At 42.4% G+C, this 16179-nt stretch carries 14 protein-coding genes and 1 tRNA gene; 13 read left to right on the top strand and 2 right to left on the bottom strand.

What is annotated here, in order from left to right; genetic code table 11:
- Positions 1-138 precede the first annotated feature (138 nt).
- Positions 139-1098, top strand: coding sequence for a hypothetical protein (locus tag ADM50_RS08675; protein ID WP_049485354.1), 960 nt, complete (start codon positions 139-141; stop codon positions 1096-1098).
- 169 nt (positions 1099-1267) lie between these two features.
- On the opposite strand, the gene ADM50_RS08670 is transcribed toward ADM50_RS08675, so the two are convergent.
- A tRNA-Ser gene (locus ADM50_RS08670) sits at positions 1268-1355 on the bottom strand.
- Between the two features lie 161 nt (positions 1356-1516).
- On the opposite strand from ADM50_RS08670, the gene ADM50_RS08665 reads away from it, so the two are divergent.
- From ADM50_RS08665 to ADM50_RS08650, 4 genes are all read left to right on the top strand, one after another.
- Entirely contained in the window at positions 1517-2257 is a 741-nt protein-coding gene (locus tag ADM50_RS08665) for a DeoR/GlpR family DNA-binding transcription regulator (protein ID WP_049485353.1), read from the top strand.
- Positions 2254-3165 carry a 1-phosphofructokinase gene (gene pfkB / locus ADM50_RS08660; protein WP_049485352.1) on the top strand — a complete coding sequence of 304 codons (912 nt, stop codon included), beginning with the start codon at positions 2254-2256 and terminating at the stop codon, positions 3163-3165. Before ADM50_RS08665 ends, pfkB begins: the two co-directional genes overlap by 4 nt.
- Positions 3162-5117: a PTS fructose transporter subunit IIABC gene (locus tag ADM50_RS08655; RefSeq protein ID WP_049485351.1), complete on the top strand. Its 1956-nt coding sequence runs from the start codon at positions 3162-3164 to the stop codon at positions 5115-5117. Before pfkB ends, ADM50_RS08655 begins: the two co-directional genes overlap by 4 nt.
- Before the next feature lie 86 nt (positions 5118-5203).
- A complete protein-coding gene (locus tag ADM50_RS08650) occupies positions 5204-7510 on the top strand; it encodes a DNA translocase FtsK (protein WP_080983094.1) in 2307 nt (768 codons plus the stop codon).
- Between the two features lie 43 nt (positions 7511-7553).
- On the opposite strand, the gene ADM50_RS08645 is transcribed toward ADM50_RS08650, so the two are convergent.
- Complete coding sequence (locus ADM50_RS08645) at positions 7554-7979, bottom strand: DUF6556 family protein (RefSeq protein WP_049485349.1); 426 nt, start codon at positions 7977-7979, stop codon at positions 7554-7556.
- 137 nt (positions 7980-8116) lie between these two features.
- On the opposite strand from ADM50_RS08645, the gene ADM50_RS08640 reads away from it, so the two are divergent.
- From ADM50_RS08640 to ADM50_RS08605, 8 genes are all read left to right on the top strand, one after another.
- On the top strand, positions 8117-9259 hold the full coding sequence (locus ADM50_RS08640; protein ID WP_049485348.1) for a cysteine desulfurase family protein: 1143 nt from the start codon (positions 8117-8119) through the stop codon (positions 9257-9259).
- A gap of 8 nt (positions 9260-9267) precedes the next feature.
- Positions 9268-10482, top strand: a complete 1215-nt coding sequence (thiI, locus tag ADM50_RS08635; RefSeq protein WP_049485347.1) for a tRNA uracil 4-sulfurtransferase ThiI — start codon at positions 9268-9270, stop codon at positions 10480-10482.
- A 136-nt stretch (positions 10483-10618) separates the two neighbouring features.
- Entirely contained in the window at positions 10619-11443 is an 825-nt protein-coding gene (locus ADM50_RS08630; RefSeq protein ID WP_049485346.1) for an alpha/beta hydrolase, read from the top strand.
- A 20-nt stretch (positions 11444-11463) separates the two neighbouring features.
- Positions 11464-12204 (top strand): esterase family protein, encoded by a 741-nt coding sequence (locus ADM50_RS08625; RefSeq protein WP_000546816.1) that lies wholly within the window; start codon positions 11464-11466, stop codon positions 12202-12204.
- A gap of 12 nt (positions 12205-12216) precedes the next feature.
- Positions 12217-13383, top strand: coding sequence for an ATP-grasp domain-containing protein (locus ADM50_RS08620; RefSeq protein ID WP_049485345.1), 1167 nt, complete (start codon positions 12217-12219; stop codon positions 13381-13383).
- 157 nt (positions 13384-13540) lie between these two features.
- Positions 13541-14410, top strand: coding sequence for an aquaglyceroporin Gla (gla, locus tag ADM50_RS08615; protein ID WP_049485344.1), 870 nt, complete (start codon positions 13541-13543; stop codon positions 14408-14410).
- A gap of 110 nt (positions 14411-14520) precedes the next feature.
- On the top strand, positions 14521-15246 hold the full coding sequence (locus ADM50_RS08610) for a CppA N-terminal domain-containing protein (protein ID WP_049485343.1): 726 nt from the start codon (positions 14521-14523) through the stop codon (positions 15244-15246).
- On the top strand, positions 15243-16178 hold the full coding sequence (locus ADM50_RS08605) for a serine hydrolase domain-containing protein (protein ID WP_049485342.1): 936 nt from the start codon (positions 15243-15245) through the stop codon (positions 16176-16178). The genes ADM50_RS08610 and ADM50_RS08605 overlap by 4 nt, the downstream gene beginning before the upstream one ends.
- Position 16179: the final 1 nt, after the last annotated feature.

The following is a 16179-nucleotide window of genomic DNA, read 5'->3' as shown; positions in this document are numbered from 1 at the left end:
GGTTTGCTAAATCGTTAGGTCGGGTAACCGGCGCGGGGGTTCGAATCCCCCATTCTCCGTTAGATGAACCCCGTGTTTTTCTAAACTAATCTACTTGGAGGTGTTCTCCAAGAGTAAATTTTCATAAAGAGGTGAAACATGAAAAAGATTAAGTTACTAAGTATCTTAGCACTCTCAACAGTTGTCTTGGGTGCATGTTCCGCATTTTCTAATCAGTCATCTGAAGCTTCTTCTGATAACAAGGAGAATACGGAACAAGTTGAGAAGAAGGATGAAGCAGCAGAAGTTAAAGAAAAAGTTACAAAAGATGCTGAAATTCTCTTAGACTCAGTTCTTACTAGCGACTCTGCTCGATTTAAGAAGATTTATGGCGACACTTATGAAAAATGGACTGAGGCCGTGTTTGCAGTTCAAACAAGTGAAAAAATCAAAGAAGAAGGGCTTTCACCTGCGTCTACTTACTCAGTACAATGGCACAAAGATTTCCCTGTAGAAACTCCAGAAGAAACCATTTCAGGTTTCTTGAAGATGAGACGTAGATTATATCAAGATATCGGTTCTTACACTGTTAAAGACGTGAAGGTTGATGAATCAGGAAATACAGCGACTGTTACTTTTAACTCTAAGAAGTTACACTCTAAAGGATTGGCTTCATCTACAAGGGAAGTTCTCACTACTCTTATTGGAGGTGTTGATAACCTAGGTAAATACAATCAAGCTGGTTCAAACGTTGACATCAAGCGTTACCAAACATTGGTTTCTTACTGGATTTTTGAGCATCTATTCAAGAAAGATTTCTCAACCTACAGTGACGTTGACCCTAACTTAGCTCATACACCTTTCACTACTGGTGATTTTGATACTGAAATCAAACTAACCAAGGATAAGGATGGAAACTGGCTGATTTCTCAAGAAGATTACCGTACTTTGGCGACAGAGTTGCTTGATGATACAGAAGGTTATGATAAAATTGTCCGTAAAAACTCAACTAAGTCTAATGATAAATCAACAGACAAGTCTTCAGATAAATCTTCAAACAAATCCACTGATAAATCAACAGACAAATCTTCAGATAAAAAAGATAAAAGCAATATCTAATCCTAAGATTTAAAAGAAAAACAAGTAGTCTTAATAAACTACTTGTTTTTTTATGAATTAGGATACAAAAATGTGGTGTGATAGTTAGAGTAACTCAGCCTTTCATTCCTATATATTGTTCTTAGAGCGATGAAAAAACTGCATTGAGGTGCAGTTTTTCTTTTTTCTACGGAAGACATGGGATTCGAACCCACGCACGCTATTACACGCCTACCGCGTTTCCAACACGGCCTCTTAAGCCTCTTGAGTAATCTTCCAATACTTACTCAAATAGTCTACCATAAAGCCACTTATCTTGCAATAAAAATGTTGGAAATAAGAAAAATGATAGAATTTGAAAGAAAATGACAAAAATTGCTTGACTTTACCAGAAATTGTGCTAGAATGAATAGTGTAAACGATAACAGGAGGTGGTTTGATGTTAAAAACTGAGCGGAAGCAACTGATTTTAGAAGAGTTAAATCAACATCATGTAGTTTCCCTAGAAAAATTGGTTAGTCTATTAGAAACATCAGAATCGACAGTACGAAGAGATTTGGATGAGTTGGAGGCAGAAAACAAGCTTCGCCGTGTGCATGGTGGAGCAGAATTGCCCCACTCCTTGCAGGAAGAAGAAACCATCCAAGAAAAATCTGTCAAAAACCTTCAAGAGAAGAAGTTACTTGCTCAAAAAGCAGCCTCTCTTATCAAGGAACAAGATGTTATCTTTATTGATGCTGGAACGACAACTGCTTTTTTAATCAGGGAATTGGTTAATAAGAATATCACAGTTGTGACCAATTCCATTCACCATGCGGTTCAGTTGGTTGAAAAACAGATTCCAACTGTCATGGTTGGAGGAAGTGTCAAGATGGCAACAGATGCATGTATCGGTGGAGTTGCTCTTAACCAAATCAATCAATTGCACTTTGACCGTGCCTTTATCGGGATGAATGGTGTAGACGATGGTTATTATACGACTCCTGATATGGAGGAGGGAGCCGTTAAGCGTGCTATTTTAGAGAATGCCAAACAAACCTATGTCTTGGTCGATTCGTCAAAGATTGGTCAAACTTGCTTTGCCAAGGTAGCACCACTTAAACGCGCTATTGTCATCACAAGTCAAGGGCATGAGCTCTTGCAAGCTATTAAGAAGAAAACGGAGGTAATAGAAGTATGATTTATACAGTCACACTTAATCCATCCATAGACTATATCGTGCGCTTGGACCAAGTTCAAGTCGGCAGTGTCAATCGTATGGACAGTGATGATAAGTTTGCTGGTGGGAAAGGAATTAATGTCAGTCGTGTTTTGAAGCGTTTGGATATTCCTAATACTGCGACTGGATTTATCGGAGGATTTACTGGTAAATTTATCACAGATACCCTTTCAGAGGAAGAAATCGAAACTCGTTTTGTCCAAGTAGCAGAAGATACTCGTATCAATGTCAAGATTAAAGCAGACCAAGAAACAGAAATCAATGGAACAGGTCCAAATGTGGAACCAGCTCAGCTGGAAGAATTGAAAGCTATTTTGTCTAGTTTGACAGCAGATGATACGGTTGTGTTTGCGGGTTCGAGTGCTAAGAATCTAGGTAATGTTATTTACAAAGATTTGATTGCCTTGACACGCCAGACTGGTGCGCAAGTGGTTTGTGACTTTGAAGGACAGACCTTGATTGATAGTTTGGACTACCAGCCACTTTTGGTTAAACCAAACAATCACGAGCTTGGAGCTATCTTTGGAGTGAAACTCGAAAGTTTAGATGAAATCGAGAACTATGCTCGTGAGTTACTAGCTAAAGGTGCACAAAACGTCATCATCTCTATGGCTGGAGACGGTGCCCTTCTTGTCACATCTGAGGGAGCTTACTTCGCTAAACCTATCAAGGGAACAGTCAAAAATTCAGTCGGGGCTGGTGACTCTATGGTCGCTGGATTTACAGGTGAATTTGTCAAATCAAAAGATGCAGTAGAAGCCTTCAAATGGGGGGTAGCTTGTGGAACGGCAACGACCTTCTCGGATGACTTGGCAACAGCGGAATTTATTAAAGAAACATATGAAAAAGTTGAGGTAGAAAAACGATGAAAATTCAAGACCTATTGAGAAAAGATGTCATGTTGTTGGATTTACAGGCAACTGAAAAAACAGCTGTCATCGAAGAGATGATTAAAAGCTTGGTAGATCACGGTTATGTGACAGATTTTGAAACCTTTAAAGAAGGAATTTTGGCGCGTGAAGCTCTCACTTCCACTGGTTTGGGTGACGGAATTGCTATGCCTCACAGCAAGAACTCTGCTGTAAAAGAAGCGACCGTTCTTTTTGCTAAGTCAAACAAGGGTGTTGACTATGAGAGTTTGGATGGGCAACCAACTGATCTCTTCTTCATGATTGCGGCACCAGAAGGTGCTAATGATACTCACTTGGCAGCCTTAGCAGAATTGTCTCAATACCTGATGAAAGATGGCTTTGCGGATAAACTTCGTCAAGTAACTTCGCCTGATCAAGTGATTGAGCTCTTTGACCAAGCTTCGGAAAAAACAGAAGAAGCTGCTGTGGTTGAACCTGCAAATAAAGGTGGAGACTTCCTTGTAGCTGTAACAGCATGTACTACAGGAATTGCTCATACCTACATGGCACAAGAGGCCTTGCAAAAAGTTGCAGCTGAAATGGGTGTTGGTATCAAGGTTGAAACCAACGGTGCTAGCGGTGTTGGTAACCAACTAACTGCAGAGGATATCCGCAAGGCTAAAGCTGTTATCATCGCTGCTGACAAGGCTGTTGAGATGGATCGTTTCGATGGAAAACCTTTGGTTAACCGTCCAGTTGCAGACGGTATCCGTAAGACTGAAGAATTGATCAACTTGGCTCTTTCAGGAGACGCTGAAGTTTATCGTGCTGCTAATGGAGCAAAAGCTGCAACAGCATCTAATGAAAAACAAAGTATCGGTGGTGCTTTCTACAAACACTTGATGAGTGGTGTATCTCAAATGTTGCCATTCGTTATCGGTGGTGGTATCATGATTGCCCTCGCCTTCTTAATCGACGGAGCTTTTGGTGTGCCACAAGATAGTCTTGGCAATCTCGGATCCTACCATGAACTAGCTTCTATGTTCATGAAAATTGGTGGAGCAGCCTTTGGCTTGATGCTTCCAGTTTTTGCAGGATACGTAGCCTACTCTATCGCTGAAAAACCAGGTTTAGTAGCTGGTTTCGTTGCTGGTGCTATTGCTAAAGAAGGTTTTGCCTTTGGTAAAATTCCTTATGCTGCAGGTGGTGAAGCAACTTCTACTCTTGCAGGTGTCTCATCTGGTTTCCTAGGTGCCCTTGTTGGTGGATTTATCGCAGGAGCCTTGGTTCTTGCTATCAAGAAATACGTTAAAGTTCCTCGTTCACTTGAAGGTGCTAAATCAATCCTTCTCTTGCCACTTCTTGGAACAATCTTGACTGGATTTGTCATGCTAGCTGTTAACATCCCGATGGCAGCAATCAACACTGCTATGAATGACTTCCTTGGCGGTCTTGGGGGAGGTTCAGCTGTCCTTCTTGGTATCGTTCTTGGGGGCATGATGGCTGTTGATATGGGTGGACCAGTCAACAAAGCTGCTTATGTCTTTGGTACAGGTACGCTTGCAGCGACTGTTTCTTCAGGTGGTTCTGTAGCTATGGCAGCAGTTATGGCTGGAGGAATGGTTCCACCACTTGCTATCTTTGTCGCAACCCTTCTTTTCAAAGATAAATTTACCAAAGAAGAACGCAACTCTGGTTTAACAAACATCATCATGGGCTTGTCATTTATCACTGAGGGAGCAATTCCATTTGGTGCAGCAGACCCAGCTCGTGCGATTCCAAGCTTCATCCTTGGTTCTGCAGTAGCAGGTGGACTCGTTGGTCTTGCAGGAATCAAACTCATGGCGCCACACGGAGGAATCTTCGTTATCGCTCTAACTTCAAATGCCCTTCTTTACCTTGCCTCTGTCTTGGTTGGCGCAATTGTAAGTGGTGTGGTTTATGGTTACCTACGCAAACCACAAGCATAAAAAGGAATAGAATAGAAAGATTGTTACCATTTGGTGCAATCTTTTTCTCTATTCGAAATGGCTGTGAAATATGGTATAATAAAAGAATGGCAAACAAGAATACTACAAAAACAAGACGGAGACCGTCTAAAGCAGAACTTGAAAGAAAACAGGCTATCCAGAGGATGCTAATTTCCTTAGGAATTGCCTTATTGTTGATTATTGCAGCCCTTAAACTCGGTGCAGCAGGTGTCACTCTTTACAATCTCATTCGACTGGTGGTTGGAAGTTTGGCCTATGTGGCCATAGGCGGCCTCCTCATTTACCTTTTTCTTTTTAAATGGATCCGCAAGCAAGAGGGACTTCTGTCAGGATTTCTCTGTATCTTCGCTGGCTTACTCTTAATTTTTGAGTCCTATCTTGTCTGGAAATTTGGCTTGGAGCAGGCAGTTCTAAAAGGGACTTTGTCTCAAGTTATGACGGACCTTACTGGCATGCGGGTGACTAGTTTCGCTGGTGGAGGCCTGCTTGGTGTTGGACTTTATATCCCCATAGCCTTTCTTTTCTCCAATATCGGCTCTTACTTTATTGGGGTTCTTTTGATTCTAGTTGGGGCACTCTTGGTTAGTCCTTGGTCTATTTATGATGTCGCAGCCTTTATTGGAGTGCAGTTTAGATCCTTCATGGAAAAACAGGAACAGAGAAAACAGGAACGCTTCATCAAGAGAGAAGAAGAGAAGGCTCGCCAAGAAGCTGAAGAAGCTGCCAGAATTCAGAGAGAACAAGAAGAAAAGGATGCGCTACCGCTTCCTCCTGTAGATCCTGAAACTGGAGAAATCTTATCAGAAGTACCAGTCTACGATTTCCCACCAATTCCTGAGGAAGAATGGATTGAACCAGAGATTATCCTTCCTCAAGCTGATTTTGACGTTCCAGATGTGGAAGAAGATTTTGAGGATGAAGAGGTGCAGGTTGATTTTTCTGCTAAGGAAGCCCTCGAATACAAACTTCCAAGCTTGCAACTCTTTGCGCCAGATAAACCCAAAGATCAGTCCAAGGAAAAGAAGATTGTTCGAGAAAATATCAAAATCCTAGAAGAAACCTTTGCCAGCTTTGGTATCAAGGTGACGGTTGAACGAGCTGAAATTGGACCATCAGTTACCAAGTATGAAGTCAAACCAGCAGTCGGTGTACGGGTTAACCGCATTTCCAATCTGGCAGATGACTTAGCGCTAGCTCTAGCAGCTAAGGATGTTCGGATAGAGGCTCCAATCCCTGGTAAATCCTTAGTCGGAATTGAAGTTCCTAACTCTGAGATTGCGACTGTTTCCTTCCGTGAGCTCTGGGAACAGTCTCAAACTAAACCAGAAAATCTCCTCGAAATCCCTCTAGGTAAGGCTGTCAATGGAACTGCTCGCACCTTTGACCTTTCCAAGATGCCCCACCTACTGGTTGCAGGTTCGACGGGATCCGGGAAATCAGTCGCAGTTAACGGTATTATCGCTAGCATTCTGATGAAAGCAAGACCAGACCAGGTCAAGTTTATGATGGTGGATCCAAAGATGGTTGAGCTATCGGTTTACAACGATATTCCTCATCTCTTGATCCCAGTTGTGACCAATCCACGCAAGGCCAGCAAGGCCCTGCAAAAGGTTGTGGATGAGATGGAAAACCGTTATGAACTCTTCGCCAAGGTTGGTGTGCGAAATATCGCTGGTTACAATGCCAAGGTCGAGGAATTTAATAGCCAGTCTGAGTACAAACAAGTACCGCTGCCTTTAATTGTTGTCATTGTAGATGAGTTGGCAGACCTCATGATGGTGGCTAGCAAGGAAGTGGAAGATGCCATCATTCGTCTCGGACAGAAGGCGCGTGCTGCAGGAATTCACATGATTCTCGCAACGCAACGTCCATCGGTTGATGTTATCTCTGGTCTTATCAAGGCCAATGTTCCCTCTCGTGTGGCTTTTGCAGTTTCATCAGGTACAGATTCACGAACCATCTTGGATGAAAATGGAGCTGAAAAACTGCTCGGTCGAGGAGACATGCTCTTTAAACCAATCGATGAAAATCACCCAGTCCGTCTACAAGGATCCTTTATCTCAGATGATGATGTTGAACGTATCGTAAACTTCATCAAGGCTCAGGCAGATGCGGACTACGATGACAGCTTTGACCCAGGAGACGTCCCTGAAAATGATGGAGATTTCTCTGACGGCGAAGCTGGTGGCGATCCGCTTTTTGAAGAAGCTAAGGCTTTGGTTATCGAAACCCAGAAAGCCAGTGCTTCTATGATTCAGCGCCGTTTGTCGGTTGGATTTAACCGTGCGACCCGACTGATGGAAGAACTCGAAATGGCAGGTGTCATTGGTCCAGCTGAAGGAACCAAACCACGAAAAGTATTGCAACAATAAAAAATAGCTTCTTTCCAAATCTGGAAAGAAGCTATTTTAGTGACTACTGGTTCGTTTTAGTTTCAGAACTCGTCGTATTTGACTGTGTACCGTTATCGCTTGTTTCTTTATTTGTAGCTGGGGTAGAAGAGTCCTGAGTTGTTGTTTTCTGTTCTTCTTTTTTCTCCTCTTTCTTGTTGGATTGAGAAGTTTCTTCTTGTGGGGTATTTTCTTTAGTAGAAGTGTTATCCTTGTTAGGACTAGTGTTCTCCTGAGGGGATTCCTTTTGGATTTCTTTGACAACAGTTGTTTGGGTTGTCGTCGGTTCTTTTTTGTTGTTTTTGTTATTATCCATGGCGTTCATGATGGTGATAGTAGCAGTTATCAGACCAAGGATACTACCGATGGTAGCAATCGTTTTTTGAAAGACTGTAAACCCTTTTTTGATGTGTTCTGTTTTTGGTTTTGAAGTTCTACGATAGTTAGACATGATACTCTCCTTTAATTATGATTTATTATACCTCATTTCTTTAAAAAAATCTTAAAAAAAGAGAAACCTCCCTTTCTTGTCGCAGGTCTCTTTTCGTGATACAATAGAAGGAGTGATTTTAGAAAGCGTGAGAAAACATGATCTACTTTGATAATTCGGCGACAACCAAGCCTTATCCTGAAGCACTTGAAACTTACATGCAGGTTGCTTCAAAAATTGTAGGAAATCCGTCTAGTCTCCATCGTTTGGGAGATCAGGCAACACGAATTTTAGATGCTTCCCGGCAGCAAAATGCAGATTTGATTGGGAAGAAGAGTGATGAAATCTTCTTTACCTCAGGTGGTACAGAAGGAGATAACTGGGTCATCAAGGGGGTGGCCTTTGAAAAAGCCCAGTTTGGCAAGCACATCATCGTATCAACTATTGAACATCCAGCAGTCAAGGAGTCAGCCCTTTGGCTGAAAAGTCAAGGTTTTGAGATAGATTTTGCTCCAGTTGATAGCAGAGGATTTGTGGATGTTGAAGTGTTAGCAGATTTGATACGACCTGATACGATCCTCGTTTCCATCATGGCAGTTAACAATGAAATCGGCTCTATCCAGCCTATTGAAGCTATCTCAGAACTTTTGGAAGATAAGCCGACTATTTCTTTCCACGTTGATGCAGTTCAGGCACTTGCTAAGATTCCGACTGAAAACTATCTGACGGATCGAGTGGATTTTGCGACCTTTTCGAGCCATAAGTTTCATGGTGTCAGAGGTGTTGGCTTTGTCTACATCAAGTCTGGTAAGAGGATCATGCCTCTTTTAACAGGTGGTGGTCAAGAGGGAGACTATCGTTCGACAACTGAAAATGTTGCTGGAATTGCAGCGACAGCCAAGGCTCTCCGTTTGGCTATGGAAAATCTAGACTTATTTACTGCTAAGACAAGCCAGATGAAGGCAGTCATTCGCCAAGCCCTTCTGGATTATCCAGATATTTTTGTCTTTTCAGGTGAGGAAGACTTTGCCCCTCATATTCTGACTTTTGGGATTAAGGGGGTTCGTGGAGAAGTCATTGTTCATGCATTTGAAGACTATGATATTTTCATTTCCACAACCTCTGCTTGTTCGTCCAAGGCTGGAAAACCTGCTGGGACCTTGATTGCCATGGGAGTGGACAAGGATAAGGCCCAGTCAGCTGTGCGTCTAAGCCTAGACCTGGAAAATGACATGAGTCAGGTCGAGCAGTTCTTGACCAAGCTAAAATTAATTTACAATCAAACTAGAAAAGTAAGATAGGAGCATTTATGCAGTATTCAGAAATTATGATTCGCTATGGAGAATTGTCAACCAAACACAAAAATCGTATGCGTTTCATTAATAAACTTCGTAATAATATTTCAGACGTTTTGTCTATATATCCCCAGGTTAAGGTAACCGCAGATCGCGACCGTGCCCACGCTTACCTCAATGGAGCAGATTACACAGCAGTAGCAGAATCGCTCAAACAAGTCTTTGGGATTCAAAATTTTTCTCCTGTGTATAAGATTGAAAAGTCAGTGGAAGTTCTGAAGTCTGCTGTCCAAGAGATTATGAAGGAAATCTACAAGGAAGGCATGACCTTTAAAATCACTAGCAAGCGTAGCGATCACAACTTTGAATTGGACAGTCGTGAACTCAATCAAACTCTTGGTGGAGCTGTTTTCGAGGCTATTCCAAACGTGCAAGCTCAGATGAAAAATCCAGATATTAATCTTCAGGTTGAGATTCGTGAAGAGGCTGCCTATCTTTCCTATGAAACTTTTCGTGGAGCAGGAGGATTACCTGTGGGAAGTTCTGGTAAAGGCATGCTCATGTTGTCAGGAGGGATTGATTCACCTGTGGCAGGTTATCTAGCTCTTAAACGTGGGGTAGATATTGAGGCCGTTCACTTTGCCAGCCCACCATACACAAGTCCTGGTGCCCTCAAGAAAGCACAGGACTTGACCCGCAAATTGACCAAGTTTGGTGGCAATATCCAGTTTATCGAGGTGCCTTTCACAGAGATTCAAGAGGAAATCAAGGCTAAGGCGCCAGAAGCCTACCTCATGACCTTGACGCGTCGTTTTATGATGCGGATTACCGACCGTATTCGTGAGATACGAAATGGTTTAATTATCATCAATGGAGAAAGTCTTGGTCAAGTAGCGAGCCAGACCTTGGAAAGCATGCAGACTATCAACGCTGTGACTAGCACTCCCATCATTCGTCCCGTGGTTACCATGGACAAGTTGGAAATCATTGACATCGCTCAAGAAATCGATACCTTTGAAATTTCAATCCAGCCTTTTGAAGACTGCTGTACTATTTTTGCGCCTGACCGTCCTAAGACCAATCCTAAGATAGAGAATGCAGAGCAGTATGAAAAACGCATGGATGTTGAAGGCTTGGTTGAGCGAGCAGTGGCAGGTATCATGATCACTGAGATTACACCTCAAACTAAAAAAGATGCTGTCGATGACTTGATTGACAATCTCCTCTAATCAGAAAATCCAGAAGAATTCAAAAAAAATAAATGAAAAAGTTAGTTATTTATCCTTAAAATGGACATTTACTGACTTTTTTTCTATTTTTATGGTATAATGAGATAAAATTTTGAATATAGAGAGTTTTCTGACAATGAATCATTCCTACTTTTACTTAAAAATGAAAGAACACAAACTCAAGGTGCCTTATACTGGAAAAGAGCGTCGTGTGCGTGTGCTTCTGCCAAAGGAATACGAGAAGGACACAGACCGTTTTTATCCTGTAGTTTACTTTCATGATGGGCAAAATGTCTTTTACAGCAAGGAGTCTTATATCGGACACTCTTGGAAGATTATTCCAGCCATTAAGCGGAATCCTGATATCAGTCGCATGATTGTCGTTGCTATTGACAATGATGGCATGGGACGGATGAATGAGTATGCGGCTTGGAAATTTCAAGAATCTCCTATCCCAGGCCAGCAGTTTGGTGGTAAGGGTGTGGAGTATGCCGAGTTTGTCATGGAAGTGGTCAAGCCTTTTATCGATGAAACCTACCGAACCAAAGCTGATCGCCAGCACACGGCTATGATTGGTTCGTCACTAGGAGGCAATATTACTCAGTTTATCGGACTAGAGTACCAAGACCGAATTGGTTGTCTAGGTGTCTTCTCCTCTGCCAACTGGCTTCACCAAGAATCCTTTAACCGCTATATCGAGCGCAAGAAATTGACACCTGAACAGCGCATTTTTATCTATGTAGGAACAGAAGAAGCAGACGATACGGACAAGACCTTGATGGCTGGCAATATCAAACAAGCCTATATCGATTCGTCGCTTCGCTATTACCGTGATTTGATTGCAGGTGGAGTAGGCTTGGATAATCTTGTCTTGAAAGTTCAGTCTGGTGCTATCCATAGTGAGATTCCATGGTCGGAAAATTTACCAGACTGTCTCCGATTTTTTGCAGAGAAATGGTAAGTTAAGAAAGGAGAAAGCCAATGCATATTGAAAACCTCAGCCACTGGAGTGGCAATCTCAACCGTGAAATGTATCTCAACCGTTATGGACATGCTGGGATTCCAGTTGTTGTTTTTGCTTCATCTGGTGGCAGTCACAACGAATACTATGATTTTGGCATGATTGACGCCTGTGCTTCCTTTATCGAGGAGGGCCGCGTCCAGTTCTTTACGCTATCCAGTGTGGACAGTGAGAGCTGGCTAGCCACTTGGAAAAATGGTCATGACCAGGCGGAGATGCACCGCGCCTACGAACGCTATGTGATTGAGGAGGCCATTCCTTTCATCAAGCACAAGACAGGTTGGTTTGATGGCATGATGACGACAGGTTGCTCGATGGGGGCCTATCATGCACTCAATTTCTTTCTTCAGCATCCAGATGTCTTTACCAAGGTGATTGCCCTCAGTGGTGTTTACGACGCACGTTTCTTCGTTGGCGATTACTACAATGATGATGCTATTTACCAAAACTCACCTGTAGATTATATCTGGAATCAAAACGACGGCTGGTTTATCGATCGTTACCGTCAGGCAGAAATCGTCGTTTGCACGGGCCTTGGTGCTTGGGAACAAGACGGTCTACCATCCTTCTACAAGCTCAAAGAAGCCTTTGACCAGAAACAAATTCCAGCCTGGTTTGCTGAATGGGGACACGATGTCGCCCATGACTGGGAATGGTGGCGCAAACAAATGCCCTATTTTCTTGGACACCTGTATCTATAAAAGGAGTTGCCTATGAATTACCTTGTTATTTCTCCCTACTATCCGCAAAACTTTCAACAGTTTACCATCGAGCTAGCCAATAAAGGCATTACAGTCTTGGGGATTGGTCAAGAACCTTACGAACAACTAGATGAACCTTTGCGCAATAGCCTGACCGAGTATTTCCGTGTGGACAATCTTGAGAACATAGACGAAGTCAAACGTGCTGTTGCCTTTCTGTTCTACAAACATGGCCCAATCGACCGCATCGAATCTCACAATGAATACTGGCTTGAGCTGGACGCAACACTCAGAGAGCAATTCAATATTTTTGGTGCCAAACCAGAGGACCTCAAAAAGACCAAGTTTAAGTCTGAAATGAAGAAACTTTTCAAAAAAGCAGGCGTTCCTGTGGTACCTGGAGCTGTTATCCAGACGGAAGCAGATGTGGATAAAGCAGTGAAAGAAATCGGTCTACCAATGATTGCCAAACCTGATAATGGAGTGGGAGCGGCCGCAACCTTTAAGCTTGAGACAGAAGACGATGTAAATCACTTTAAGGCTGAATGGGACCATTCAACCGTGTATTTCTTTGAGAAATTTGTCACTTCTAGTGAAATCTGTACCTTTGACGGGCTTGTGGACAAGGATGGCAATATCGTCTTTTCAACGACTTTCGATTATGCCCATACACCACTTGATCTCATGATTTATAAGATGGACAATTCCTACTATGTGCTTAAGGATATGGATCCCAAACTGCGTAAGTATGGCGAGGCCATTGTCAAGGAATTTGGTATGAAAGAGCGCTTTTTCCATATCGAGTTTTTCCGTGACGGGGACGACTACATTGCCATTGAGTACAATAACCGTCCTGCAGGTGGCTTTACCATTGATGTTTATAACTTCGCTCACTCCTTGGATCTCTACCAAGGTTATGCGGCGATTGTTACAGGTGAAGAGTTCCCAGTATCAGAGTTTGAACCACAGTATTGTTTGGCTACTTCTCGCCGTGCCAATGCCAACTATGTCTATTCAGAAGAAGACTTGCTTGCTAAGTACAGCCAGCAATTCAAGGTCAAAAAAATCATGCCAGCAGCCTTTGCAGAGCTACAAGGGGACTACCTTTATATGTTGACCACTCCGAGTCGCCAAGAGATGGAGCAGATGATTGCAGATTTTGGTCAACGTCAAGAATAACGATTAGGACAAAAGGAGTTTGACTTCTTTTGTCCTTTTCTTAAAGATAAGTTAAATAAAGCGTTTTCCATAGATTCTTTTAGAAAAGATATTGCTAAAAGGCCTAAAAATTGATAGAATAAGGATTGTCTAAAAAAATTTAAGGAGAATCTATCAAATGGATTTTACATGGGCTATTAAATATGCCACAGAATTCTTGGGAACTGCTATTTTGATCATTCTTGGTAATGGTGCAGTTGCTAACGTTGAACTTAAAGGTACGAAAGGTCACCAAAGTGGCTGGCTCGTTATCGCGGTTGGTTATGGTATGGGGGTTATGATCCCAGCCTTGATGTTTGGTAACGTATCTGGTAACCACATCAACCCAGCTTTCACTCTTGGACTTGCTGTTAGTGGTCTTTTCTCTTGGGATCAAGTTCCATTTTACATCCTAGCACAAGTTTTGGGAGCAATCTTCGGTCAAGCTTTGGTTGTAGCGACTCACCGTCCTTACTACTTGAAGACAGAGAACCCTAACAATATCTTGGGTACCTTCTCAACAATTTCAAGCATTGACCACGGTACAAAAGAATCACGTTTTGCAGCTACTGTTAACGGCTTCCTCAATGAGTTTGTAGGTTCATTTGTTCTTTTCTTTGCAGCACTTGGTTTGACTAAAAACTTCTTTGGTGCAGAGGTTCTTCAATACATGAAACAAATGGCTACTCAAGCTGGACAAACTGTTGATTTAAGTGAATTGGCAGTGAAAGCTCAAGTAGCTCCACATACAGCTGCTGGGATCTCGGTTGCGCACTTGGCACTTGGTTTCCTAGTGATGGCCTTGGTAACTTCACTTGGTGGACCTACTGGACCTGGTTTGAACCCAGCTCGTGACTTTGGACCACGTCTTCTTCACGAACTCCTTCCAAAATCAGTTCTTGGTCAACACAAGGGTGATTCAAAATGGTGGTATGCATGGGTTCCAGTTGTAGCTCCAATTGCAGCGGCTATTGCGGCAGTAGCACTATTTAAACTACTTTACCTATAAGAAATGAAACTGGGGAATCCCAGTTTTTTTCTTGTAAAATTTCTAAATAAAATAGATATGGCTTGTAAAATATTCGAAAATCCTTTAAAATAAAAGAGTTGGAGGAATATATGAGTGTGAATGAGATAGTTCGGATCATTCCGACTGTGAAAGTTAATAACCGAAAATTAAATGAAAAATTTTACATTGAAACTCTGGGGATGAAACCTTTGCTGGAAGAGTCTGCCTTTCTTTCCTTAGGCGACCAGACAGCTACGGAGAGATTGATTTTAGAAGAGTCTCCAAGCATGCGAACACGCAGAGTTGAAGGGCTTAAGAAGCTAGCTAGACTCTTGATAAAGGTTGAAAATCCTTCTGAAATTGAGGGCCTTCTTTCTCAGATGAAGTCTCTTCCTCGCCTATTTAAAGGAAACCGAGGGTATGCTTTTGAGATTGTTTCACCTGAAGAGGATGTGATCCTTGTTCATGCAGAAGATGATATAAGAGATTTGGTTCCACTGGAAACTGTTCCTGAATTTTATTCAAATACAAGTATAAAATACGTGAGCCAATTTGAGGTTTCTATGGAGTTGCGTTTACCTGAAGGGACAGAGAGCTTACTTGATCCTGAAGGAGTAGCGCCAGCAATCACCTTTACGAAAGGGCAAGGAGCAGATTTGGCTGTTGAAAACAATGTCACTTGGGATTTGACGATGTTAAAATTTTTAGTCAAGAATTTTGATCTAACCAGTCTTCGTCAGAAATTTGAAAAGACAGGCTACTTTGTCCCTAAGTCTAAAAAATTCTTCCTTGGTAAAGATACCAATAACATTGAATTGTGGTTTGAAGAAGCATGAAGTTGGAAAAAATTCTAAGAAAAATAGAAAATCAAATCGAGGCAGGGATTTATCCCGGGGCCTCTTTTGCGTATTATAAGGATGGTGAATGGAAAGAGTCTTATCTAGGATTGAGTGATCCAGAACGAGACTTGAAGACAGAAACCGGTTTGGTTTATGATTTGGCCAGTGTGAGTAAGGTCGTGGGAGTGGGGACGGTTCTTATCTTCTTGTGGCAGCAGGGCACATTCGATATTGAGCGACCGGTAACGGATTTTTTACCAGAGTGTGATTATCCTGATATCACTATACGGCAGCTTCTGACCCATGCCACAGACTTGGACCCCTTTATTCCCAATCGAGACAAGTTAAGGGCAGAGGAATTAAGAGAAGCCATGTTTCACCTCAATAGACGAAGTCAGCCTGCTTTCTTATACTCGGACGTTCACTTTTTACTCTTGGGCTTTCTTTTGGAAAAAATCTTTGACCAAGACTTGGATCAGATTATAGAAGAACAAGTTTTGGGACCATGGGGAATGACGGGAACCAAGTTCGGCCCCGTTGAGCAAGCTGTCCCAACAGTGAGAGGAGTAGAGGCCGGAATCATTCACGATCCCAAAGCCCGTCTATTAGGGAAACACGCTGGAAGTGCTGGTTTGTTTTCGACTGTTAAGGATTTGCAGATCTTTCTGGAACATTACTTGAAAGATGATTTTGCTGCAGAATTGAGCCGAAATTTTTCTCCCTTAGATGATAAGGAGCGGTCTCTAGCCTGGAATCTGGAAGGGGCTTGGCTCGACCATACGGGTTATACAGGTACCTTCATCATGTGGAATCGAGAGAAGCAGGAGGCGGCTATCTTTTTATCCAATCGAACGTATGAGAAGGATGAGCGTGCCCAGTGGATAGTCGATCGAAACCAAGTCATGGAAATGATTCGTCAAGAAGAGTAGG

Origin of the sequence: Streptococcus oralis (assembly GCF_001075675.1) — a bacterium.
GTDB classification, from domain to species: Bacteria; Bacillota; Bacilli; order Lactobacillales; family Streptococcaceae; genus Streptococcus; species Streptococcus oralis_V.
Note: the sequence above shows the minus strand (reverse complement) of the source record. Positions and strands in the feature narration are given on the sequence as shown.